This is a genomic window from Paracoccus sp. JM45 (assembly GCF_003590715.1).
Taxonomy (GTDB): domain Bacteria; phylum Pseudomonadota; class Alphaproteobacteria; order Rhodobacterales; family Rhodobacteraceae; genus Paracoccus.
On the sequence record NZ_QQVY01000001.1, the window covers coordinates 668,965 to 691,353 of the forward strand.

General features: G+C 61.8%; 18 protein-coding genes. 7 read left to right on the forward strand and 11 right to left on the reverse strand.

What is annotated here, in order from left to right; all coding sequences use genetic code 11:
- The first annotated feature begins 38 nt into the window (after positions 1–38).
- From DWB67_RS03370 to DWB67_RS03380, 3 genes are read left to right on the forward strand one after another with little or no spacing between them, the layout of a single operon-like run.
- The gene (locus tag DWB67_RS03370; RefSeq protein ID WP_119806057.1) at positions 39–1,148 is read left to right on the forward strand and encodes an SPFH domain-containing protein; all 1,110 of its coding nucleotides are present in this window, start codon (positions 39–41) and stop codon (positions 1,146–1,148) included.
- Positions 1,148–2,299 carry a zinc ribbon domain-containing protein gene (locus tag DWB67_RS03375; protein WP_119806058.1) on the forward strand — a complete coding sequence of 384 codons (1,152 nt, stop codon included), beginning with the start codon at positions 1,148–1,150 and terminating at the stop codon, positions 2,297–2,299. Before DWB67_RS03370 ends, DWB67_RS03375 begins: the two co-directional genes overlap by 1 nt.
- A gap of 30 nt (positions 2,300–2,329) precedes the next feature.
- Complete coding sequence (locus DWB67_RS03380) at positions 2,330–3,244, forward strand: carbohydrate kinase (protein ID WP_119806059.1); 915 nt, start codon at positions 2,330–2,332, stop codon at positions 3,242–3,244.
- 31 nt (positions 3,245–3,275) lie between these two features.
- Here the strand turns inward: DWB67_RS03380 and hflX are convergent, their stop codons facing one another.
- From hflX to dusB, 9 genes are all read right to left on the reverse strand, one after another.
- On the reverse strand, positions 3,276–4,631 hold the full coding sequence (gene hflX, locus DWB67_RS03385) for a GTPase HflX (protein WP_119806060.1): 1,356 nt from the start codon (positions 4,629–4,631) through the stop codon (positions 3,276–3,278).
- The gene (gene hfq / locus DWB67_RS03390; protein ID WP_020949330.1) at positions 4,632–4,865 is read right to left on the reverse strand and encodes an RNA chaperone Hfq; all 234 of its coding nucleotides are present in this window, start codon (positions 4,863–4,865) and stop codon (positions 4,632–4,634) included. It abuts the gene before it with no gap.
- 120 nt (positions 4,866–4,985) lie between these two features.
- The gene (locus DWB67_RS03395; RefSeq protein ID WP_255418525.1) at positions 4,986–6,617 is read right to left on the reverse strand and encodes a potassium transporter TrkG; all 1,632 of its coding nucleotides are present in this window, start codon (positions 6,615–6,617) and stop codon (positions 4,986–4,988) included.
- Positions 6,618–6,626: 9 nt separating this feature from the next.
- Positions 6,627–8,003 carry a Trk system potassium transporter TrkA gene (gene trkA, locus DWB67_RS03400; RefSeq protein WP_119806061.1) on the reverse strand — a complete coding sequence of 459 codons (1,377 nt, stop codon included), beginning with the start codon at positions 8,001–8,003 and terminating at the stop codon, positions 6,627–6,629.
- Positions 8,004–8,105: 102 nt separating this feature from the next.
- On the reverse strand, positions 8,106–9,497 hold the full coding sequence (locus DWB67_RS03405; RefSeq protein ID WP_119806062.1) for a sigma-54 dependent transcriptional regulator: 1,392 nt from the start codon (positions 9,495–9,497) through the stop codon (positions 8,106–8,108).
- Positions 9,494–11,755 carry a PAS domain-containing sensor histidine kinase gene (locus DWB67_RS03410; RefSeq protein ID WP_119806063.1) on the reverse strand — a complete coding sequence of 754 codons (2,262 nt, stop codon included), beginning with the start codon at positions 11,753–11,755 and terminating at the stop codon, positions 9,494–9,496. The genes DWB67_RS03405 and DWB67_RS03410 overlap by 4 nt, the downstream gene beginning before the upstream one ends.
- A gap of 74 nt (positions 11,756–11,829) precedes the next feature.
- The gene (locus DWB67_RS03415) at positions 11,830–13,281 is read right to left on the reverse strand and encodes a sigma-54 dependent transcriptional regulator (RefSeq protein WP_119806064.1); all 1,452 of its coding nucleotides are present in this window, start codon (positions 13,279–13,281) and stop codon (positions 11,830–11,832) included.
- Positions 13,282–13,292: 11 nt separating this feature from the next.
- Complete coding sequence (locus DWB67_RS03420) at positions 13,293–14,405, reverse strand: nitrogen regulation protein NR(II) (protein ID WP_119806065.1); 1,113 nt, start codon at positions 14,403–14,405, stop codon at positions 13,293–13,295.
- Positions 14,402–15,406, reverse strand: a complete 1,005-nt coding sequence (gene dusB, locus DWB67_RS03425) for a tRNA dihydrouridine synthase DusB (RefSeq protein ID WP_119806183.1) — start codon at positions 15,404–15,406, stop codon at positions 14,402–14,404. Before dusB ends, DWB67_RS03420 begins: the two co-directional genes overlap by 4 nt.
- A gap of 242 nt (positions 15,407–15,648) precedes the next feature.
- On the opposite strand from dusB, the gene DWB67_RS03430 reads away from it, so the two are divergent.
- Positions 15,649–17,031: an L-serine ammonia-lyase gene (locus DWB67_RS03430; RefSeq protein ID WP_119806066.1), complete on the forward strand. Its 1,383-nt coding sequence runs from the start codon at positions 15,649–15,651 to the stop codon at positions 17,029–17,031.
- On the opposite strand, the gene DWB67_RS03435 is transcribed toward DWB67_RS03430, so the two are convergent.
- Positions 17,028–18,113 (reverse strand): sensor histidine kinase, encoded by a 1,086-nt coding sequence (locus DWB67_RS03435; RefSeq protein WP_220475090.1) that lies wholly within the window; start codon positions 18,111–18,113, stop codon positions 17,028–17,030. The genes DWB67_RS03430 and DWB67_RS03435 overlap by 4 nt on opposite strands.
- A 290-nt stretch (positions 18,114–18,403) precedes the next feature.
- On the opposite strand from DWB67_RS03435, the gene DWB67_RS03440 reads away from it, so the two are divergent.
- From DWB67_RS03440 to DWB67_RS03450, 3 genes are all read left to right on the forward strand, one after another.
- Positions 18,404–18,961 (forward strand): COG3650 family protein, encoded by a 558-nt coding sequence (locus DWB67_RS03440; RefSeq protein WP_119806067.1) that lies wholly within the window; start codon positions 18,404–18,406, stop codon positions 18,959–18,961.
- A 126-nt stretch (positions 18,962–19,087) separates the two neighbouring features.
- Positions 19,088–21,295: a YjbH domain-containing protein gene (locus DWB67_RS03445; RefSeq protein WP_119806068.1), complete on the forward strand. Its 2,208-nt coding sequence runs from the start codon at positions 19,088–19,090 to the stop codon at positions 21,293–21,295.
- On the forward strand, positions 21,292–21,954 hold the full coding sequence (locus tag DWB67_RS03450) for a YjbF family lipoprotein (RefSeq protein WP_119806069.1): 663 nt from the start codon (positions 21,292–21,294) through the stop codon (positions 21,952–21,954). Before DWB67_RS03445 ends, DWB67_RS03450 begins: the two co-directional genes overlap by 4 nt.
- A gap of 157 nt (positions 21,955–22,111) precedes the next feature.
- Here the strand turns inward: DWB67_RS03450 and DWB67_RS03455 are convergent, their stop codons facing one another.
- Positions 22,112–22,315, reverse strand: coding sequence for a hypothetical protein (locus DWB67_RS03455; protein WP_370453559.1), 204 nt, complete (start codon positions 22,313–22,315; stop codon positions 22,112–22,114).
- Positions 22,316–22,389: the final 74 nt, after the last annotated feature.

The window sequence follows — 22,389 nt, forward strand, 5'->3', positions numbered from 1 at the left end:
CGGACCCTCGGGGACGGTGAAACGAAGGGAATATGCCCATGTCCATTTTCGACATTCTTGGCGGCGAATTTATCGACGTCATCGAATGGACCGCCGACAATCGTGACACGATGGTCTGGCGTTTCGACACGGTTGGCCATGCCATCAAATACGGTGCCAAGCTGACCGTGCGTGAAGGGCAAGCGGCGGTTTTCGTGCATGAAGGCCAGCTGGCCGATGTTTTTGGACCCGGTCTGTATCTGTTGGAAACCAACAACCTGCCGATCCTGACGCGGCTGCAACATTGGGACCACGGCTTTCGCAGCCCTTTCAAATCCGAGGTGTATTTCGTCAATAAAACCCGTTTCAACGATCTGAAATGGGGCACCCGCAATCCAATTATCGCCCGCGATCCCGAATTCGGGCCGGTGCGTTTGCGGGCCTTTGGTACCTATTCGATGCGCGTGACCGACCCTGCGCGGTTCATGTCCGAAATTGTCGGCACCGATGGTGATTTCACCAAAGACGAGATAACTTTGCAGATCCGCAATGTGATTGTGCAGGAGTTTTCGCGGGCAATCGCGTCGGCTAACATCCCCGTGCTGGATATGGCGGCCAATACGGCCCAGCTGGCCACGCTGGTCGCCAAAGCTATCCAGCCGGTGATCGAAACCTATGGCCTGACCCTGCCGGAGTTCTATATCGAGAACGTCAGCCTGCCCGCCGAGGTTGAAAAAATGCTGGATAAGCGGACCTCGATGGGAATCATCGGCGATCTGGACCGGTTCGGCCAATATGCCGTGTCGGAGGCGATGATGAATGCTGCCCAGAACCAAAGCGGTGCGGGGGCCGGTTTCGGCGCGGCCATGGGTGCTGCGATGGGAATGGCACGCAGCGGCCCTTGGGGGGCTGTGCCCCAGCAACAAGCCGCCCCCGCAGCACCGCCGCTTTTGCCCAACCGCGCTGTGGAAACCGTCTGGCATGTTGCCATATCGGGTCAGGCACAGGGGCCTTACGGTCGCGGCCACCTGGGACGTCTGGTGGCCGAGGGCAGCTTTACCCGTGAAACGCTGGTCTGGACACCCGGTCAGGACGGCTGGCTGCCCGCCGAGGATGTCGCCGAACTGGCGCAGCTGTTCACCATGATGCCGCCGCCCCTGCCCGGCTGATGTCAAACGCCGAACATCGTTTTCCCTGCGCGCAATGCGGGGCCAGCCTGCGCTTCCGACCCGGCCAGCAGGTGCTTGTCTGCGATTACTGCGGGCATCAACAGGACATCGGTCCGGGCCCTGCCCGCGCACCGGGCAGCCAGACACAGCACGGCGACCTGCAATGGGACGCCAGCCATAAGGCCCCGCAACTGGTGGAAATTCCGCTGGAAAAGGGTCTGCATCTTGATGCCGCTTCCAGCGATATCACCCAGACCGTACGCACCCTGTCCTGCCCCAATTGCGGCGCGCGGGTCGATCTGGACGATGACCATCATGCCAGCACCTGTCCGTTCTGCGCCACACCCGTGGTCACCGATACAGGCGCGACCCGCCGGATCAAACCGCAAGGCGTGCTGCCCTTTGCACTAACCGAAGAACAGGCCAAGCAGGCGATGAAAAACTGGCTGGGCGGGCTGTGGTTCGCGCCATCAGGACTGACCGCCTATGCCCGCAAGGACCGACGGTTGACCGGTATCTATTCGCCGTTCTGGACCTTTGATGCCAGCACGCGCAGCAGCTATCGCGGTCAGCGCGGCGATACCTATTATGAAACCGTCTATGTCACGCAGGAAATCAACGGTCGCCGTCAACGTGTGGCCAAACAGGTGCCCAAGATCCGCTGGCGGAATGTGTCGGGTCAGGTCGCGCGGGATTTCAACGATGTTCTGGTGCCCGCCTCGACGGCCCTTCCCGCCACAATGACCCAAGCCCTGATGCCGTGGGATCTGGCGCAACTGGCCGATTACCGCCCCGCCTTCCTGTCGGGGTTCGAGGCCGAGGGCTATACCACCCCCCTTGCCACCGGGCACCAATCGGCGCGGGGACAGATGGCACAGGTCATCGCCTCGGACGCGCGGCGCGATATCGGCGGCGACCACCAGCGTATCGACAATATCAGCAGCGATTTCCGCGCCGAGACGTTCAAGCATATCCTGTTGCCCATCTGGACCGCCGCCTATCGCTATAACAAAAAAAGCTATCGCTTTGTAGTGAACGGCCAATCGGGGCGTGTGTCGGGGGAACGTCCGTGGTCGATCTGGAAAATCACCGGTGCTGTGGTCGTGGCGCTGGTAGCGTTAGCAGTTTTCATGTATCTGGCCAGATCATAACAGGGCTGACAGGCTGAAAAGGGGCGCGTCATGATTTTGTGTGCAGGTGAATCGCTGATCGATATGGTGCCGCAAGACGGCGTTTTCCGTCCGTTGGCAGGTGGTGCGGTCTATAATACTGCCATCGCGCTTGGCCGCCTGGGCCGTGATACCGGCTATCTTTGGCCCATCAGCCGCGATCCGTTCGGGGATGTGATCATGCGCCCCCTGACCGAGGCAGGCGTCAATATCGACTTGTGCCCGCGCACCGACCGTCTGACCACGCTGGCCCTTGTCACCCTGACCAACGGCGAGGCGCAGTATTCCTTTTATGACGAAGGATCGGCTGGCCGCATGATGAACAGCGAAGACATTGCCCCCCTGCCCGATACGGTGACGGCGCTGTTCGCGGGCGGCATCAGTCTGGTGCCCGATCCCTGCGGTGCCACGATCGAGGCGCTGATCACCGAACACCATGACCGCCTGCCCGTCATGATCGACCCCAACATCCGCCCGTTCTTTATCACCGATCCCGATGCCTATCGCGCCCGTCTGGCACGCCTGCTGCCGATGGCAGATATCGTCAAGCTGTCCTCGGATGATCTGGAATGGCTACACCCGGGCCTTAGCCCCGAAGATGCCGCGCGTCAGGTTCTGGCCGCTGGTGCAAAGATGGTTCTGCAAACGGGTGGCGAATCCGGTGCCAAAGCGATCTGGGACGGCCCGACGGTCAGCGCACCTGCCGTGCGGACGACCGTGGCCGATACCATCGGCGCGGGCGATACCTTCAACGCGGGCGTGCTGGCCAGCCTTGACCGTCAGGGTATCTTGTCGAAATCGGGGATCGCGGCAATCACCGAAGACCAGATCCATGTCGCACTGACGCTGGGGGCCAAGGCCGCCGCGATCACCGTATCGCGTCCGGGTGCAAACCCGCCGTGGGAAAAAGAGATGACAGCCGCGTAATTAAAAAAGGCGCCCGAAGGGGCGCTCTTTTTCAATCATCCAGATAATCGCGTTTGGGGCGGCTTGTCCGGCCAATCGCCTCATATGTTGCTTTCTGGCGTTCGGTCCAACGGACATGGAACACCAAGCCGTCCTCCGAGGCACCTTCGCTTTCGACCACGCCCGCCTCGTGCAGCCATGCACGGCGACGGCCATCATCGAAGGCCAGCGTCAGATCGGCTTCGGTCTTGGCTTCGTCCAGAACCTCGGCCAGTTGCTGGTCGATGGCGGCAATCAGATCGTCCAGACCTTCGCCCGACAATGCGCTGACCGCCTGCACGCCTTCGGTGCGGGCATCCGTACGGCGCAACGCCAAACGGGTGTCTTCGCCTAGGGCGTCGATCTTGTTCCAGACCTCGATCGCAGCGACGTCTTCATCCACGCCCAGACTGTCCAGAATCTCGGCCACGTCTCCGGCCTGTTCTTCGGTTTCAGGGTGGCTGATGTCGCGGACATGCAGGATCAGGTCGGCTTCCAGAACCTCCTCCAGCGTGGCGCGGAATGCGGCGACCAGTTCGGTTGGCAGGTCGCTGATGAACCCCACGGTGTCCGACAGGATAATCTTGCGGCCCGAATTGCCCCCCGATGCGTCAGGCAGGCTGATCGAGCGCATGGTCGGGTCCAGCGTCGCAAACAGCATGTCTTTCACGAAAACCTCGGCCCCCGTCAGGCGGTTGAACAGGGTCGATTTACCGGCGTTTGTATAGCCGACCAAGGCCACAATCGGATAAGGCACCTTGGCCCGCGATGCACGGTGCAGCGTGCGGGTTTTCACCACACGTTCCAGCTGGCGGCGCAGGCGGGTCATCTGTTCGTCAATGGCCCGACGGTCAGCCTCGATCTGGGTTTCGCCGGGGCCACCGACAAAGCCAAGACCACCACGCTGGCGTTCAAGGTGGGTCCATGCCCGCACAAGCCGCGTCCGTTGATAGGACAGCGCAGCCAGTTCTACCTGCAACACACCTTCGCGGGTGCGGGCGCGGTCGGCAAAGATTTCCAGAATAAGTCCGGTCCGGTCCAGAAGCTTGACGCCCCATTCCTTTTCCAGATTGCGTTGCTGGACGGGCGTGACGTTGCCATCGACCAGGACCAGCTCGGCCTCGATCTGCTTCAGACGTTCACCGATTTCAGCAACTTTACCCTTCCCGAACAATGTTCCGGGGTTGGGTTCACGAAGGTTGGCGACCTCTTGCCCGATCATCTCGATTCCGGGCAAAGCTTCGGCAAGTGCCACAGCTTCGGCCAGCGACCGTTCCGGCATGCGCCGCTGGGTGCGGGCACGTCCTAGATCGGGATGAATAACATAGGCACGGGTCGGCTTTTCTTCGGTAGGTGTCAGTTCGGCCAATCAATCCTCGCCTTCATACAGGCTGATGGGCTGTCCGGGCATGATCGTGCTGATCGCATGCTTATAGACCAGCTGCGACTGCCCATCGCGGCGCAGCAGCACACAGAAATTATCGAACCAGGTGATGACGCCCTGCAGTTTGACGCCATTAATCAGGAAAATGGTGACTGGCACCTTTGCCTTGCGGACATGGTTCAGGAATGCGTCCTGCAGGTTCTGCTTGTCGCCAGCCATTTGTTTTCGTCCGTTTTTCACTGTCCCCGTCCAGACAACATCTAGGGCGTTGTGACACCCCATGCAAGCGCGTGACATTTTGCTGACGGCCAAGGTCAACATTTAGGCCACACCCCCGCGTTATTTCCGCCAGAATTCCGGTGAAAACAGCGCCAGAACGGCCAGAGTCTCGATTCTGCCAAGGATCATGGCAAAGGCAAGTACCACTTTTGTAAAGGCAGGCAGGCCTGACCATCCTTCCCACGGGGCCGATGCGATGCCTGCGCTGGCCTCGAACGCGGGCGTCAGGGGGATGACCGCGGCCAGCGGGCCGGTGTTCGTCAGGGCAGCAATGGACAGGATGGTCGCGGTTTCGAATTCGATGGCATGGATCGACACCAAGGTGACAACCGCAGCAATCGACATAGCAAACAGCATGAAAAAGATAAACGCCAGATAGGCGCCTTCGCGGCGCAAACGGCGGGCAATCCGCCCCCCGCCCGAAACCGAGCTGGGGTGGATGATCCGTTCCATCTCGCGTTCGCCGTGGCGGGCAAGGGCATAGACGCGCAGCAATTTTACGCCGCCTGCCGTGGTGGCAATCCCGCCGCCCATCATCGCCAGTCCCGCCAGGATCAACCCCGGTGCACCCAGGCCCGACCACGCCCGCGCACCCTGCCAATCAACCGAATTCCACCCCGTCGTCGTCAGATAGCTGAGGGCGTTGAACATCACCCCCCACATCGCCGACAGACCATTGGCGATATCACGCAGCCCCAAAGGCATCTGCGGCCCTGCGCTGGCCACATCGATCGCCCCAAGAAAATGGCGCAGGAACAGCACCACCGTGACCACCAGCACCATGGCTGCGGCCAGTTGCAGTTCGGGATCCTCGCGCAGTTTTTCGGTGGCACGCAATTCACTGCCCCCCGGCCAGAAACGGCGTGACAGGGCGGGCAGCAGAAAGACGAAAATCAGCATTTCACCCGCAACGCCGGACAGTTCGCCGGTCTGGCCAAGGACAGGGGAAATACCCGATGTGGACAGGGTGCCCATCGCGCGGGTCAGCGCCACAAATGCGGGGTCGCCCAGCAACAGCAGGCCGATCCACAGAACCAGCGTCAGCGCCCCGTAAAGCGGGCCGACCTGCATGGCCGCGCGGACCAGACGCACACTGGGGTCAGAGGTGCGGCTGGCATGGCGCGGGTCCGACAGATGCGACACCGGCCCGCGCGGGTCAGATGATTTCGGCAATTGCTGCACGAATTCGTCGCGGCCATAGGGGCTGGACATAATCTCGAACCCGCCGACACGCAGGGGCGCAAGAATGGCCACAGCCGACACCAGCACGAAAAATCCCCCCATCCAGCCGACCACAGACCGCCACAGATGCAGCGGTGCAGGCAAAAGATCCGCCGAATAGAGCGAGGCCCCCGTCGTGGTCAGCGACGACACCATTTCCCACCATGCGTTGAAAAATCCGGTGTCGGGCAGGCTTTCGGCAAAGGGCAGCGCCATCAGCAGCGGCAGCAGCCCGAAGACCCCCAGCATCGTCAACAGCGTTTCGCGCGACCGCTGCGGGCGGGGGTTGGCATGGGTTGCGACCCCGATCAATCCGCAGAAAGTCAGGATGAACAGGGCCGCATAGAAAAACGTCCGTGCGATGGCCGCATCCCCCGTCACCGACGCGAAAGAGGCCGGAACCAGCATCGTCAGCGCGACAATCCCGCTTAGCAGAATCATAAGCGGCAGGCGTTGGAGGATGCGGATCATGGCGCGCCCCTAGAAGAAATCGATCGAAACTTGCAGCAGGCGTTCGACCTCATGGACATCTTTGGTCATGGCAAAGATCAGGACGATGTCGCCTTCCTCGATGCGGGTATCGGCCATCGGTCTGATCACCTTATCGCCCTTGCGGACACCGCCCAGCAGCGCCCCTTCGGGGAATTCGATATCACGGATCGCGCGGCCCGACATGGGGCTGGTGGACAGGACCTGCGCCTCCATCACCTCAGCCTCGGCATCGCCGACGGAATAGATGTCGCGCACACGGCCATGGCGGATATGGCGCAGAATGGTCGACACCGTCGTGGCACGCGGGTTGATATAGGCGTCGATGTCCAGCGCGCCCATCAAAGGCACCAGCGTCGGGTCGTTGATCAACGCGATGGCCATCTTGGCCCCCGCCTGTTTGGCACGGACCGAGGCAAGGATGTTTGTCTTGTCATCATCCGTTACAGCCAGCACGGCATCCGCCTGCGGCACGCCGGCTTCTTCCAACAGTTCTGCCGACAAGCCGTCACCGTTCAGGACAATTGTCCGCTCCAACCTGTCGGCGGCGAATTCGGCGCGATAACGGTCGCGTTCAATCAGCTTGGCACGAATCCGGTCGGGGCGGTTTTCCAGCGCCTGCGCCACCGCGAGACCGACATTGCCCGCGCCGATGATCGTCAGGCGTTCCTGTTTTTGTGGTGGCTTGCCGAAGATATCCAGCGTGCGGGCCACGTCATCGACATGGCTGAAGATATAGATCTGGTCATGGGCGAACAGCTGATCGCCCGCTACAGGAACGAACAAGCGTCCTTCGCGGCGAACACCGGCAACAATGGCGCGCAGGCTGGAAAACAGTTCCGTCAGCTGGCGCAGCGGCGTGTTCAGTGCGGGACAATCGGGTTCAAGGTCGATGCCAAGCATATGGATCTTGCCGTCCATGAAGGTTTCGACATCAAAGGTCGAGGGCGCGGACAAGCGTTGCAGCGCCGACAGCGCCACCTCGCGTTCGGGGCTGATGACAACGTCGATGGGCAGATGTTCGGTGCGGTAAAGATCGGAATAGATCGCATCCAGATAGGCCCCGCTGCGCAGGCGGGCAATCTTGCGCGGCACCTGAAACACGGAATGGGCCACCTGACAGGTGACCATATTCACCTCGTCCGAATGGGTCGCGGCGATGATCAGATCGGCGTCCCGCGCACCTGCACGGTCCAGCACATCGGGGTGGCTGGCAAAACCGGTCACACCCTGAACGTCCAGCGCGTCGGTCGCGCGGCGAATCAGGTCGGGGTTATTGTCGATGACGGTGACATCGTTCCGTTCACCCGACAGGTGCCGCGCAATCTGCCAGCCGACCTGTCCGGCCCCGCAAATGATGATTTTCATCCACAGCCCTCTTGCCGTCCGCGCCCGATCTGGGGGCGCAATCCCCTGCCTATGACGGGGCGGTGGCGCATGCAAGCACCACTGCCCCGAAGCATCACGGCATTACTTGCCCATGATCATGTCTTCATCGCTGCGCATGCCGCCGACAACGCCCAAGGATTTCAGCTTGCGATGCAATGCGCTGCGTTCCATTCCGACGAATTGCGCGGTGCGGCTGATATTGCCGCCAAAGCGGTTGATCTGGGCCACCAGATATTCGCGTTCGAACATCTCGCGGGCTTCGCGCAGGGCCATGGCGGTGACTTGGGGGCCAAGGCTCAGCGCCTCGGTATTGTCGGGGGTGGCACCTTGGGGTTCCAGCTCGCAGGGTTGGATCGGGCCGGTTTCCTCGGCCAGAATCAGCACGCGTTCGATCACATTACGCAGCTGGCGGATGTTGCCGGGCCAGCGCATGGATTGCAGCGCGGCCACCGTATCTTCGGGCAGATCGCGCGGGGTCAGACCCTGTGTGGTGTGGAACTGGTCGATGAAATGCCGCGCCAGAATCGCCACATCCTCGCGCCGTTCGGCAAGCGAGGGGACGGCCAAGGGCACTACGTTCAGCCGGTCGAACAATTCCTGACGGAAGCGCCCTGCGGAGATTTCGGCCACCAGATCGCGGTTGGTCGATGACAGCACACGAAGATCGACGCGCACGCGATCCGCGCCCCCTGCCCGCACGAATTGCTGTTCGGTCAGCACGCGCAGGATCTTGGGCTGGGTGCCCAGAGGCATATCGCCCACTTCGTCGAAATAGATGATGCCCCCATGCGCCTGTTCCAGCAGGCCAGGCTCGATCCCGCGTTCAGGGGATTCGCGGCCAAACAGGACCTCCTCCATCCGTTCGGGTTCGATGGTGGCGCAGGGCACGGTGATGAACGGGGCCGATGTACGCGGGCTGTGGGCGTGGATATAGCGCGCGGCCATTTCCTTGCCCGTGCCCGGTTCGCCCGCCAGCATCACGCGGCCATTCGACCGCGACACCTTATCCAACCCGTCGCGCAACCGTTTGAAGGCAACCGAATGGCCCAGCATTTCGGTGGCTTTGTCACCACCACGGCGCAGGCTGCTGTTTTCCCGACGCAGGCGGCTGGTTTCCATTGCGCGATTGATGACGACCATCAACTGGTCGATGTTGAACGGCTTTTCGATGAAATCATAGGCGCCCTGCTTGATGGCCGCGACCGCGATTTCGATATTGCCATGCCCCGAAATGATGATCACCGGCACATCGGGATTGTTGCGCTTGACCTGTTTCAGGATGTCGATCCCGTCCATGCGGCTGTCTTTCAGCCAGATGTCCAGAATCATCAACGAAGGTTCCTGTTCGTTCATGGCCGCCACCGCCTCGTCAGAGTTGGCAGCCAGTCGGGTTTCGAAACCTTCGTCTTTCAGAATGTCCGCGATCAGTTCGCGGATGTCCCGTTCGTCATCGACGATCAGAATATCGCTCATAGTGTCGCCTCGTCTTTTTCTTGTCTGCTCTTGCGTTGGGGCGCGCGCAGCGGGTGCCGCTCCCGTGGCAGCCGGATCTCGGCCATGGCGCCCGGCCTGTCGGGCGCATCCGTCAGGGACAGGCTGCCGCCATGTTCCTCGACGATCTTCTTGACGATGGGCAGGCCAAGGCCGGTGCCTTGGCTTTTCATCGTGACATAGGGTTCGAACAGCCGCGTCCGGTCGGCAGGCAACCCCGAGCCATTATCGGTGATCCGCATGCACACCAGTTCAGGCTGCAATTCCATCTGCACACGGATGCGCGGCTGGAAGGTGCCGGCTTCGGCCTTGGCGCGTTCCTCGACCGCCTCGCCCGCGTTTTTCAGCAGGTTGGTCAGAGCCTGACGCAGCATGCCGCCGTCGCAATCGACAATGACCGGTTCGTCGGGGATATCGACGATCAGCGCGTCGTTCAGCGCATCCTGCTGCAACAGCACGACATCGCGCAGCAGTGCTGCCATATCGGTCTCGGCGCGGTCGGGTTCGGGCATGCGGGCAAAGCGGCTGAATTCATCGACGATGCGACGCAGATCGCCTGTCTGGCGGATGATCACATCGGTGTATTGTTCCAGCGCGGCCCGTTCCGCATCCGGTGCCAATGGTCCGAATTTGCGGCGGATGCGTTCGGCTGACAGCTGGATCGGGGTCAGCGGGTTCTTGATTTCATGCGCCACGCGGCGGGCGACATCCCCCCATGCGGCCATGCGTTGGGCACTGACCAGTTCGGTGACATCATCAAAGGCGACCACAAAACCCTCCAATGCGCCATCGGCGGTGCGACGCACAGCCATGCGGACCAGCAGGCTTTCATTGCGGCCTTCGCGGATGATGCGGACTTCGTCCTGAATTGTCTCGGCAACCGATCCCGACAGGCGGTCGAACAAGGGGGCGAATTCCGGCACCGCCTGTGACAACAGTGCGTCAATATCGCCCTTGGCATCCAGCCCTAACAAACGAGAGGCCGAGCGGTTGACGAAGTCGATTTCCCCCGCCGCATCCAGCCCGATGACCCCCGATGTGACCGAGGTCAGAACGTTGTCGAACAACCGCCGCTGTTCGTCGCTGATGCGATAGCTTTCGATCAGTTCCTCGCGTTGCGTTTTCAGCTGGCGGGTCATGCGGTTAAAGGACTGCCCAAGCGTCTGGATTTCATCGCCGGTTTTGGGTTCGGGGATTTGCAGGTCCAGATTGCCCTGCCCGACCTGTTCGCTGGCCCGCGCCAGCAGCCCGATCGGGCGCGACAGGCGGCTGGCAAACCAAAGGCCCAGCCAGATCGCCGCCGCCACCAGCAGCAGCGCAAATCCCAGATAGACCAGCGAAAACTCCAGTAGAACCTGCGAACGCATCTCCTCCAGCTGGCGGTAATCGCCGACGGTGGCGCGGGTGTCATCCAGCAGGCCCAGCAGGCTGCCGTCGACATCGCGCGTCACATAAAGATAGCGGTCGGCCAAAGGGGGCAGTGCGACAAGGGCGCGGAATTCGTCGTTATCCCAATCCTCGATCAGGGTCAGGCCTTCGGATTGGGCAAGGTCCAGCTGGTCACTGGTAGGCGCTTCGTACCAGAACAGATAGCTTCGTTCGCCGCGGGCGCGGATTTCACCGGCGCCGTTGATGATATAAGCCTCGCGCAGGCCGCGCTGGATCAGGCCCTGACCCTGCGCCAGCAACTGGCGCATTTCGCCGTCCTGAATCAGCGGGTTCGCCCGACCGGCCTGTGTCAGAACACCGGCCAAGGCACGGGCATCCTGCGACAGGTCGCTGCGGTGTTCGGCCTGATAGGCCTCGGCTGCGGCCTGCGATGTGGTGACGACCTGCTGCACGCGGTCGGAAAACCAACCCTCCAGCCCGATATTGACCAGAAAGCCTGCGAACAGCGCGACCAGAACCGTCGGCACCAGCGCCAGTCCACCAAAGATCAGCACCAAACGGCCATGCAGCTTCGAAGCGGGACCCGACCTACGGCGCACCGAAATCAGGCGGGCCATACGGGCGACGATGAAACCGATCAGGACAAGCAGATAGGACAGATCGGCCAGCAGGATCATCCGCAGGGTTTCGCCCTGCATCTTGCGGTCGAAGGGTCCCATGACAATCAATGTGGCAATGGCCAGCACGACGCCGGTCAGGGTAATGCCCAAAGTCAAAGACCATCGCCATTGGCGTGGCAATCGGATACGGGCCAGCCTGTCCCAGCTAAGCCCTGATATCAGGCCTGTCATAACCCCCACTCGCCGTCTGCGCGGCTTTGATTGGCGGGCAGCGCGTGACCTTTGCGCTGCGCCATGTGGCGGTTTTACATCAGTTTGCGACGCCGTGTCACCTCGATATTCAGCTCGGTCAGTTTCTTACGCAGGGTATTGCGGTTAATTCCCAGCAGATCGGCGCAACGCAGCTGGTTTCCGCCGGTCGCATCCAGCGCGACCTGCAGCAAAGGCCGCTCGACCTCGCGCAGGATGCGGTCATACAACCCCGGAGGCGGCAGCGCGTCCCCATGCAGATCGAAGTAACGCTGCAGATGTGATTCCACCGAATCCGACAGACGCGAACTGTTCGAGGGTGCAGGCGCTGCCCCCGCAGGTTCGGGCATGGGCGGGGCGGACATGCTGACGGGCGCGGGACTTGCGCTGCGTCCGCTGTTGGATTGCTGGCTAAGGGCTTCGCGCATTTCTGCGCTGTTGATGGTCAGGCCGCTGGCGGTCAGGGCCAGACGGCGCATCATGTTTTCCAGTTCGCGCACGTTGCCGGGAAAAGGATGGGCGCGCAGCATCGATGCCGCATCATCCGACAGTTCGCGTTCGGGCAACCCGTGTGCCACCGCGCGTGCCAGAAGATGCGCGGCCAGCGGCAGGATGTCATCGACGCGGGCGCGCAAAGGCGGCACGCTGACGGTGACACCGGCCAGACGGTAATACAAATCCGACCGCAACCGTCCGCTGCTGACATCGGCCTGCGGATCGGCACCGGTGGTCGTTACGATCCGCGGGGCGCTGGTGCGGTCGGGACCTGATTCCATCACCTCGATCATGCCGATCAGACGGGCTTGTGCGGCAGGGTCAAAACCGGCGGGGTTTTCGATGATGATGGTGCCGCCACGGGCCTTGTCGACGGCGCGGGCAATCGCATCCTCGCCCGCATCGGCCGAGGTCAGGAAGGCCAGCCCTTGATCACGGCGGTCCGAAAGTTCGTGGAAAGACCGCGCGATGGTGGTTTTGCCGACCCCCGCCTCGCCCGCGATGATCACCGGCAGGTCGGCGTTCAGCACCCGTGCCACCATCCGGAACAGCGCCTGCATCGAGGGCGCATGACCGATCAGCGGCATGGCCGGATCAGCCGCCTCGCGCGGGGTGGGCAAGGGTTCGGGCAGCGGGTCCGATTTGCGCGGACGACGCGACAGGGCCTGATTGGCCTTGGTCATCAGGTCCGGCAGATCAAAGGGCTTGGGCAGATATTCGAAAGCCTCTGCCTCGGTCGCGCGGATGGCGGTGACGATGGTGTTCTGCGCGGAAATGACGATAACCGGCAGGTCGGGGCGTGCCTCGCGGATGGCGGGGATGCGGTCGATACCATTACCGTCGGGCATCATCACGTCGGTGATGACCAGATCGCCGCGGCCTTCCTCGACCCATTTGGACAATTGGGCAAGGCTGCCCGTTGCATGAACGCGACACCCCGCGCGTGTCAGCGCCTGCGTCAGCACGGTGCGGATTGTGCGGTCATCGTCAGCGATCAGAACGGTTCCGTCCATGGGGTCGGTCCTTATGCCTTGGGCAGTGAAATGCGAAACACAGTGCGACCGGGGCGGCTGTCCACGCGGATCAGCGCGCCATGGTCGGTGATGATTTTGCTGACCAGTGCCAGACCCAGTCCCGTGCCGTTTTCACGACCCGACACAAAGGGTTCGAACACCTGATCGGCGATATTGACGGGAAAGCCCGGTCCGTTGTCCTCGATCTCGATCTGCAGGGGCAAGGGGCGGCCTGTGGGATCGTTGTCATCGGGCGGCAGGCGCAGCGTGTGGTCATAAAAGCTGCGCAGCTTGATGCAGCCCCCTGCCTTGCCCGACAGCGCCTCGGATGCGTTTTTTACCAGATTCAGACAGACCTGCGTCAGCTGGTCGGCATCCGCCAGCGCGGGCGGCAGCGAAGGGTCATAATCTGTGACAATCGCCACATCGCGCCCGAACCCGACGGTCGAGGACCGGCGCACCTGTTCCAGCACGTCATGCACATTCAGCGCCGCCAGCTTTGGCGCCGAGGTGTCGCCAAAGCGTTCCACCTGTTCCAGCAGGGCAACGATGCGGCGCGATTCGCTGACGATCATTTCCGCCATTTCCCGATCTTCGGGTGTCGCGTTCATTGCCATCAGTTGTGCGGCACCACGGATGCCCGCCAGCGGGTTCTTGATTTCATGGGCCAGCATTTCAGACATGCCGATGGCACTGCGCGCAGCACTGCGGACGCTGCGGCTTTGATGCATGCTGTCATCATCTTGCGGAATGATCAGGAAAATCACTGCACCGCCGGTATCAGGTGCGGGGGCGGCATGAACGGCAGCGCGGCGGGCCTGATGGCCACCTGCGCGGTCGCCGATCTCGAACCGGACAGCGTTTTGATACAATGCCTCGTCGCTGGCCAGAACGCGGCCCATCAGCGGACGCAGGCTGGGGGCGATCCGCAGGCGCGTCGCCATATCATCGCCGTCCAGCGCCTTCCCCAAAGTCGAGGTGCGCGAGATGTTCAACCAGATTTCCGCCGCATCATTCATCGCGGCAACACGCCCCTTGTCATCCAGAACCAGCGCCGGCATCGGCAGCGCGTCCAGCCCGGGGCCGGTAGTGGCCTGGATGAAATCCTTGGGGCGGTGGGTCATGCAGCCTCCTGCCCCGGGGCGTCGGTAAAAGCGGTGCGGATCAGCGCGATGGTGGCCGCAGGTGTTTCGGCGCGCAGCATCTGGGCACGCAGCGGTGCGTCATTGGCATCGGCATACCAGCCCAGATGTTTGCGGGCGACGCGCAGGCCCAGTTCGGGGCCATAGAAATCCATCATGTCTTCGTAATGGTCCTGCACCAGATCGGCCAAAGCGTGACCGCGCGGAATGACCGGCGCAGGCGTGCCCCATAGTTCATGCGCGATCTGCGCCAGACGCCAGGGCGCACCTTGGGCGCCACGTCCGACCATCACGGCCTCTGCCCCTGATTGCGCCAAGGCCTGACGGGCGCTTTCGGCATCGACCACATCGCCATTGGCCACCAGCGGCGGACGACCTGCCAGATCGGCGACGGCGCGAATGGCCGACCAATCGGCCTGCCCCTTATAGAATTGCGACCGCGTACGGCCATGCACTGTCAGCATGGCAACACCGGCATCACGCGCCCGCGCCGAGAGTTCCGCCGCATTCAGGCACTCATCGTCCCACCCCAGCCGCATCTTCAGCGTCACCGGCACATCGACCGCACCCACAACCGCATCAACCAGCGACAATGCCAGATCCAGATCGCGCATCAAAGCAGCACCGGATAGACCGCCCGTCACCTTTTTGGTGGGGCAGCCCATATTGATGTCGATCACGCGGGCACCCATGCCTTCGACGATACGCGCCGTTTCGGCCATGGGTTCGGGTTCACGTCCGGCAATCTGCACACTGACGGGCAAGGCGCCTTCGGTCAGGGCCTTGGCCCGCACGGATGCACGGTTCGAGGGGCGCGGCGTGACCATTTCGGTGGATGCGACCATTTCACTGACCAGCAATCCCGCACCAAAGCGTGCGACAGCCCGCCGGAACGGCACGTCGGTGATACCAGCCATCGGGGCCAGAAAAACCGGAGGCCCCAAGCGCGTGTCACCAAGCATGATCGGGTCTGGTAAATACATATCCTGTTCCTTCACCTCGGGCAGGCCGCCTGCAAGAACGGCAGGCAATCCCTACCTTGCCTATTTCGCAGGCGCGAGTTTGTTGCCTATATTAGTATCACAATGCTATATTTTTAAACAGAAGCCGCGTCACATGCGACAGCGATTGCTTGTCGCAACCGGAACGGGAAAAGGTCGCGTCCGGCCATGGCAGGGTCGGGCATGTCCTGATTAGATGGGCAGGTAATTGCAAGGGGGGTAGCATGTTTCTGTCAGTGTTCGATCTGTTGAAGGTCGGGGTCGGCCCGTCATCCTCACACACGATGGGGCCTATGGTGGCGGCATCCCGCTTTCTGGACGCGCTGCGGCTGCAACCGTTCAAGGCGCATGGGTTGCGCGCCAGTCTGCATGGCAGTCTGGCCTTTACCGGTAAGGGTCATGCCACAGACCGCGCGACCATTCTGGGCCTTGCGGGCTTTACCCCCGCCAATATGGACCCCGAGGCCGCCGAAACAACCCTGCAGGACATCCGTGACAGCCGCCAGATCACCCCTCCGCGGTTGGAGGTGTTGAAATTCGATCCCGACACCGATCTGGTCTTTGATTACGACACCCCGCTGACGGGACATGCCAACGGGATGACAATCTCGGCGACCGACGCGCAGGGTGATGTTATCTTCCACCAGATCTATTATTCGATCGGCGGCGGCTTCGTCATGACCGACGAAGAACTGGAACAGCGCAAGACCGAAGGGCGCAGCGATGCCACCGCCAGTGTGCCATGGCCCTTTGCCACCGCCGACCAGATGCTGGAAATGGCCGAAACCTCGGGTAAATCCATCGCCCGCATGAAAGAGGAAAACGAGCTATGCTTCCGGTCCCGCCCCGAATTGCACGACGGGCTAATGCAGATCTGGCAGGTAATGCGCGACTGTATGGAGCGCGGATTGACGACCGACGGCATTCTGCCCGGCGGGCTGAACGTCCGCCGCCGCGCCAAGGCCATCCATGAAAAGCTGGTGGCCGAACGCGGCCTGAACATGGCCGCCCCGCATATCATCAACGACTGGATGTCCACATACGCCATGGCCGTGAACGAGGAAAACGCCGCCGGCGGTCAGGTCGTCACCGCCCCCACCAATGGCGCGGCAGGCACCATGCCAGCAGTAATTCGCTATTGGCTGGACCATGTGCCGGGGGCGTCGGAACGGTCCCTGCCCGATTTCCTGCTGACGGCGGCGGCGGTCGGCGGGCTGATCAAGCATAACGCCTCGATTTCGGGTGCCGAATGCGGCTGTCAGGCCGAAGTGGGCGCCGCATCGGCCATGGCGGCAGCCGGTCTTGCCGCCGTGCTGGGTGGCACCCCCCGCCAGATCGAAAACGCCGCCGAAATTGCCTTGGAACATCACCTTGGCATGACCTGCGATCCCGTGGCGGGGCTGGTGCAGGTGCCCTGTATCGAACGCAACGGTCTTGGGGCGATCAAGGCGATCAGCGCGGCCAGCCTGTCGATGCGCGGCGATGGCCATCACATCGTGTCGCTGGATGTCGCGATCGAAACCATGCGCCAGACGGGGCGCGATATGTCGGATAAATACAAGGAAACATCCCTTGGCGGATTGGCCGTGAATGTTCCCAATTGCTAGGCGGTCAACCGCCCCCGCAAGCTGTAATGCAGACCTTCGGGGCGGTAATCGGCCTGCCCTTCGCCGTCAAAATAGGCAGGCACGATCATATTGACCAGCTTTGATCCGAAACCTTCGCGGGCGGGGGGCTGGACCTGCGGACCGCCGGTTTCGACCCAATCCAGTGCGAAATCATCCCCCTGAACCGACCAGACCAGATCGACGGCACCCTGTTGGGTGGAAAGCGCACCATATTTGGCGGCATTGGTCGATAATTCATAAAGCGCCAGCGACAGACCGACCGCCTGCTGCGAACTTAGCCTGACCGAAGGGCCATCCAGCCGGATGCGATCCCCCCCGTCAAGATGTGCCCCGATCGAGCGGCCCATTACTTCGGTGATATCGGCGCTGTCGCCAAGGCCGGTGAACAACCCCTGGGCGCGGGCCAGTGCCATGATGCGGGCACCGACCGTATCACGCGCCTGCTGGATGGTTTCGGCATTGCGAAGGCTGGCCGAGACCACGGTCGAGGTGACCGACAGGATATTCTTGATCCGGTGCAGCAATTCTTGCTGCATGATTTGCTGGTTCAGACGCGCCTGCACGGCATTCGTCACATCGACAGTGATATTGATCAGACCGGCCACGGTGCCGTCATCGTCGAACAGCGGGCTGTAGCTGAAGGTCCAGAAGGTTTCCTCGTCAAAGCCGTTACGGGTCATGACCAGACGCATTTCTTCGGAATAGGTGCCGCGGCCCGCCAATGTTTCCTCGACCAGAGGACGCACGTCTTCCCAGACATCCGACCAGATCTGGCGGAACGGCTGGCCAAGGGCGCGAGATTCCTTTTTGCCAAGGGCCGGAATATAACGGTCGTTGTACAGCATCGTCAGCTGGGGGCCCCAGAACATGCAGGACGCGTGACGCTGTCCCAGCATGATACGCACCGCACTTAACAGCGACGTGGACCATGTGCCGATCGGACCAAGCGGGGTCGAGGCCCAGTCGAAAGCCTCGATCGCGCGTGCCATGATACCGTCATCCCAGGAAAAATGGGCCTCGGGCAGGATCTCGGAGATGTGGTGACCGACGCGCGCGGACATAGCTTTCGAAACCCGATAACAAGGAAGTTATCTGCCCACTATTCCCGCTTTGCGTGCGGGATCAATGATGAACATCGTTATTCCAGAATATTAAGCGGTTTGAAGCCGGTTTTCCGCTTTACCGGCTAGTCCCTGTTATCTTTTGTTAAATCTCACGACGACATGAGGTGGTTCTTGCAACAGGGCGGCAAGCACTTGCCCGTGATCGGGCGTGACGCTTGCCCCACGGTCGCGTGATTGGTAACGCTGGACAAACAGTGATTACGACCGAACCGGAAGGCCAAAGCCCCATGTTCCCGCAACTGCCCGCGCGCCTTGCGCTTCTTGCCCTGATCAGCTTGCCGCTTGTCGCCTGTGATACCCAAGCCATGTCAGATCTGCGCCGCACCGTCGGCATCGATCAGGCGGAAACCGAACCCGAAGAACCGGCAGGCCCCCGCCCGCCCGCCGTATCGCCACTGGTCGAACCGATCGAGACCGGAACCGCCAGCGCCCGCGCCGTCCCCACCGCCGAGCCGCTGACCTATCGCGCGACCAGCTTTGTCGCCGGTGGAAACGAACCGTTCTGGAACGTCGAGATTTCGGGAAATACCGCGACCTACCGGACGCCGGAAAACCAATCGGGACGCAAGATCGAGGTCAACCGGTTGGTCTTTGACCGCGGTGTCGAATATATTGGCGTCCTGAACGACCGGCCATTCGTCCTGAACCTGACGGCGACCGAATGTCAGGACACGATGGCGGATAGAACCTCGCCCTTGACGGCGCGCCTGACCATCAGTGGCAAGACCCAGCAAGGCTGCGGTGCCGTGGCACAAGCGCCCCAAGCGGCCCCCGCTGCCGGATAAGACAAATGCGGCGCGATCGGCATTCCTGTGTCGACACGCGCCGCAAAGCCTGCCAAGGCCAACCTTGGTCCCCGACAATTGATCCGTGACACTCTTATCGCCCCGCCCGCCGAAAGGATGCCGCCGATGCGCCGCTCGCGTCTGACAAGCCAGCTTATGGCCACCACACTGCCTGTCGCCCTTGTGGTCGGCGCAGGCTATGCCATCGCCGACCCGATGCTGGCCCGGAACATGTCGACCTATGGCATGCCCGGGGGCATCGACACCCCCACGGCAGAAGCCCTGCCCGAAGGCACATTGGCCGCGACGGTGTCGCAATCCGATTATGCGCTGCGCAGCAATCTGGTGTTCCAGCCATTGCCCAAGCTGACCACCGCCTTCCGGTATTCCCGGGTCGAGGGAATCAACGATTACCGCAATGACGGTTTTATCTATGACCGGTCTTTCGATCTGCGTTACCAGATCGTCGATCAGGATGGATGGCGTCCCGCCGTCTCTGTCGGCGTTCAGGATTTTCTGGGCACCGGCGTCTATTCGGGCGAATATATCGTTGCCACGCGCGACATCACCCCGACCATCCGCGCCAGTGTGGGTCTGGGATGGGGTACGCTTGCGGGCAAGCCACGGGTCATCGATGCCACATCCGAAGGCGGAACATCGAATATCGACGACTGGTTCAGCGGCGGGGCGAAACCCTTTGCCTCGGTCAACTGGCAGGTCAATGATAAGCTAAGCCTGACGGCGGAATATTCGAACGACATCTATCGCTCGACCTATTCGCTGTCGAACGGCGGCACCATTTCCTATCAGCAGGGAAACGAGGAACCGGGCAACCTGAATTTTGGCGCCAATTATAAATTCGGCCGCACCTATGAGGTCGGCGTCTATACCATTGGCACCGAAACCATCGGCGCGCAGTTCACCGTCGCCCTGAACCACCGCGACGCGGCCTATCCGTCGGGGCTGGAATCGGCCCCCGCACCGGTGCGCCCGCGTCCGTCGCGCGATGCCGATCCCGAAGGCTGGTCCGGCCAGTGGTCGCAGGACCCCACCGCCCAGCCCGCCATCCAGAAGGTGCTGGCCAATGCGCTGAAAGATGAAGGCCAGCTGCTGGAAAGCATGTCGCTGACCGCCACCCGCGCCGAGGTTCGCATCCGCAACCAGCGTTATATCCAGCAATCGCAGGCCATCGGTCGCGCAGCGCGCCTGATGACCCGCGCCTTGCCGCCATCCGTGGAAACCTTCGTCATCACCTCCTCGGCGGATGGTGTGGCGGCGTCTTCGGTGACACTGCGCCGTTCGGATGTCGAGCGTCTGGAAAACACCGAGGCCGGCAAGATCGCGGCCGTTTCCGCCCTGTCGGATGCGCCCTTGCGTCAGGGTGATCTGACCCCGACCGAAGATCTGTTCCCGCGCCTGCAGTGGAACATCGGCCCCTATCTGGACATCAGCCTGTTCGACGCCGATGAACCCGCCCGATACGAGGTCGGTGCAGAAGCCAGCGGCAGCTATGAGATTGTGCCGGGACTGGTGCTGTCGGGAACGCTGCGTCAGCGGGCCTTTGGCAATCAGGAACAAAGCGGTCCCAGCATCGACGCGGAAGACAATGACGGCGTGCGTGGTGAAAACTATACCGCCGAAGAATATCTGGCCGATCCAAGCCTTGAAACCACATCGGAAGGCGTTCCACGGGTGCGTTCGGATGCGCGGATGTATACCGGCAATACCAGCCCGACCATTCCGGAACTGACCGCTGCGTGGTTTGCCCGTCCGACCGAACAGATCTATAGCCGCGTTACCGTCGGCCTGCTGGAGGAAGCTTACGGCGGCGTTTCCGCCGAAGTCCTGTGGAAGCCCGCGAATTCCCCCCTTGCTTTCGGGGCAGAGGTGAACCGCGTCCGCAAGCGTGATTTCGACATGCTTCTGGATTTCCGCGATTACGAGGTCACTACGGGGTTCCTGTCGGCCTATTACGAATTCAGTCAGGGCTTTACCGCGCAACTTGACGTTGGCCAGTATCTGGCAGGCGACAAGGGTGCGACCTTTACCCTGACCCGCGAATTCGAAAACGGCTGGCGCGTCGGGGCCTATGCCACCAAAACCGACCTGAGCGCCGAAGAATTCGGCGAAGGCAGCTTTGACAAGGGTATCACCCTGTCCATTCCGATCGGCTGGGCCACCGGCAACGCAACGCGGGACCGTGCATCCACGACCATCAAGTCCCTGTCGCGCGACGGCGGCGCCAAGCTGGAGGTCAACGACCGCCTGTATGACAAGGTCCGCGACAGCCAGACCGTCAAACTTTACCAAGGCTGGGGGAGCTTCTGGCGATGATCACTGCATATGCACGTAACGGCGCAATGGCGCTGACCCTGCTGGCCACGCTGTCCGCCTGTGCCAATCAGGACGCCGATAGCACCCCGACATCGGCTGCATCGGTTCTGGTGCAGACGGCGCGGGACGCAATCACCGCCCGTCAGCAGGCCAAGACGCCAGCGCCTGTCCGCACGCCGCAGGAACAGGCAACCGAGGCGTTGCGCGTCAATGCCGGACCGCTGATCCAGGTCGGCTTCGAATCCTTGGGTCGCAATCAGGTTCTGGCGCTGACGGGCCAGAACGGCACGATGCGCACCTATATGACCCCCGCAGAAGAGGCGGTGATTCTGCGCAATGGCATGCTGGTCGGCACCAAGGGATTTGGCAACGATCTGGCCGTGGCCGAACCGGGCACCGAAGGGCTGATCCGCGCGGGCCAGTCGGGCCGTGGCACCCGCATCATGCGCTATCTGGGCGGCGACGGGCTGGAACGCCCCTTGCAGTTCGATTGCACCACCGGCCCCGGCCCCAATGCGGGCGTCATGGTCGAAGATTGCACAGGTCATGGCCTGAGCTTCCAGAACAGCTATGCGGTATCGGGCGGACAGATCCCCGTATCGCGGCAGTGGGTCGGACCGGCACTGGGCTATATCACGGTGCAAACGCTTCGCCCCTGAGGGTTGCCTGTAAAAATGCGAAAAACCGGCCTTCAGGGCCGGTTTTTTCATGCGTATTCAGCGAATGCTTCAAAGATAACAGCTGGTCCGCAAATAGAAAAAGGGCCGGCCAATGGCCAGCCCTTTTAGAAACGGATCAAATAGATCCGCTTCGAGATCAGCTGTCGTCGTCGTCCGAAGCGACTGCAGCGATAACGCCCAGCAGCAGCAGGGCGGGGACAACCAGGCCAGCGTTCGAAGAAGCAGCTTGCTCTTCGACGATGACGGGCTCAACTTCGACGACGGGTGCGACGTAACCACCGGCCAGAGCCGAGGTTGCGGTCAGGCCGAGGGCGGCAGCGAAAGTAGCGAATTTGGTCATGATCATGCTCCGTTTCGATTGAAGGCTGCCGTTTCCGGCAACATCGCTGCGACACTTACATAAAGCCCGAGACT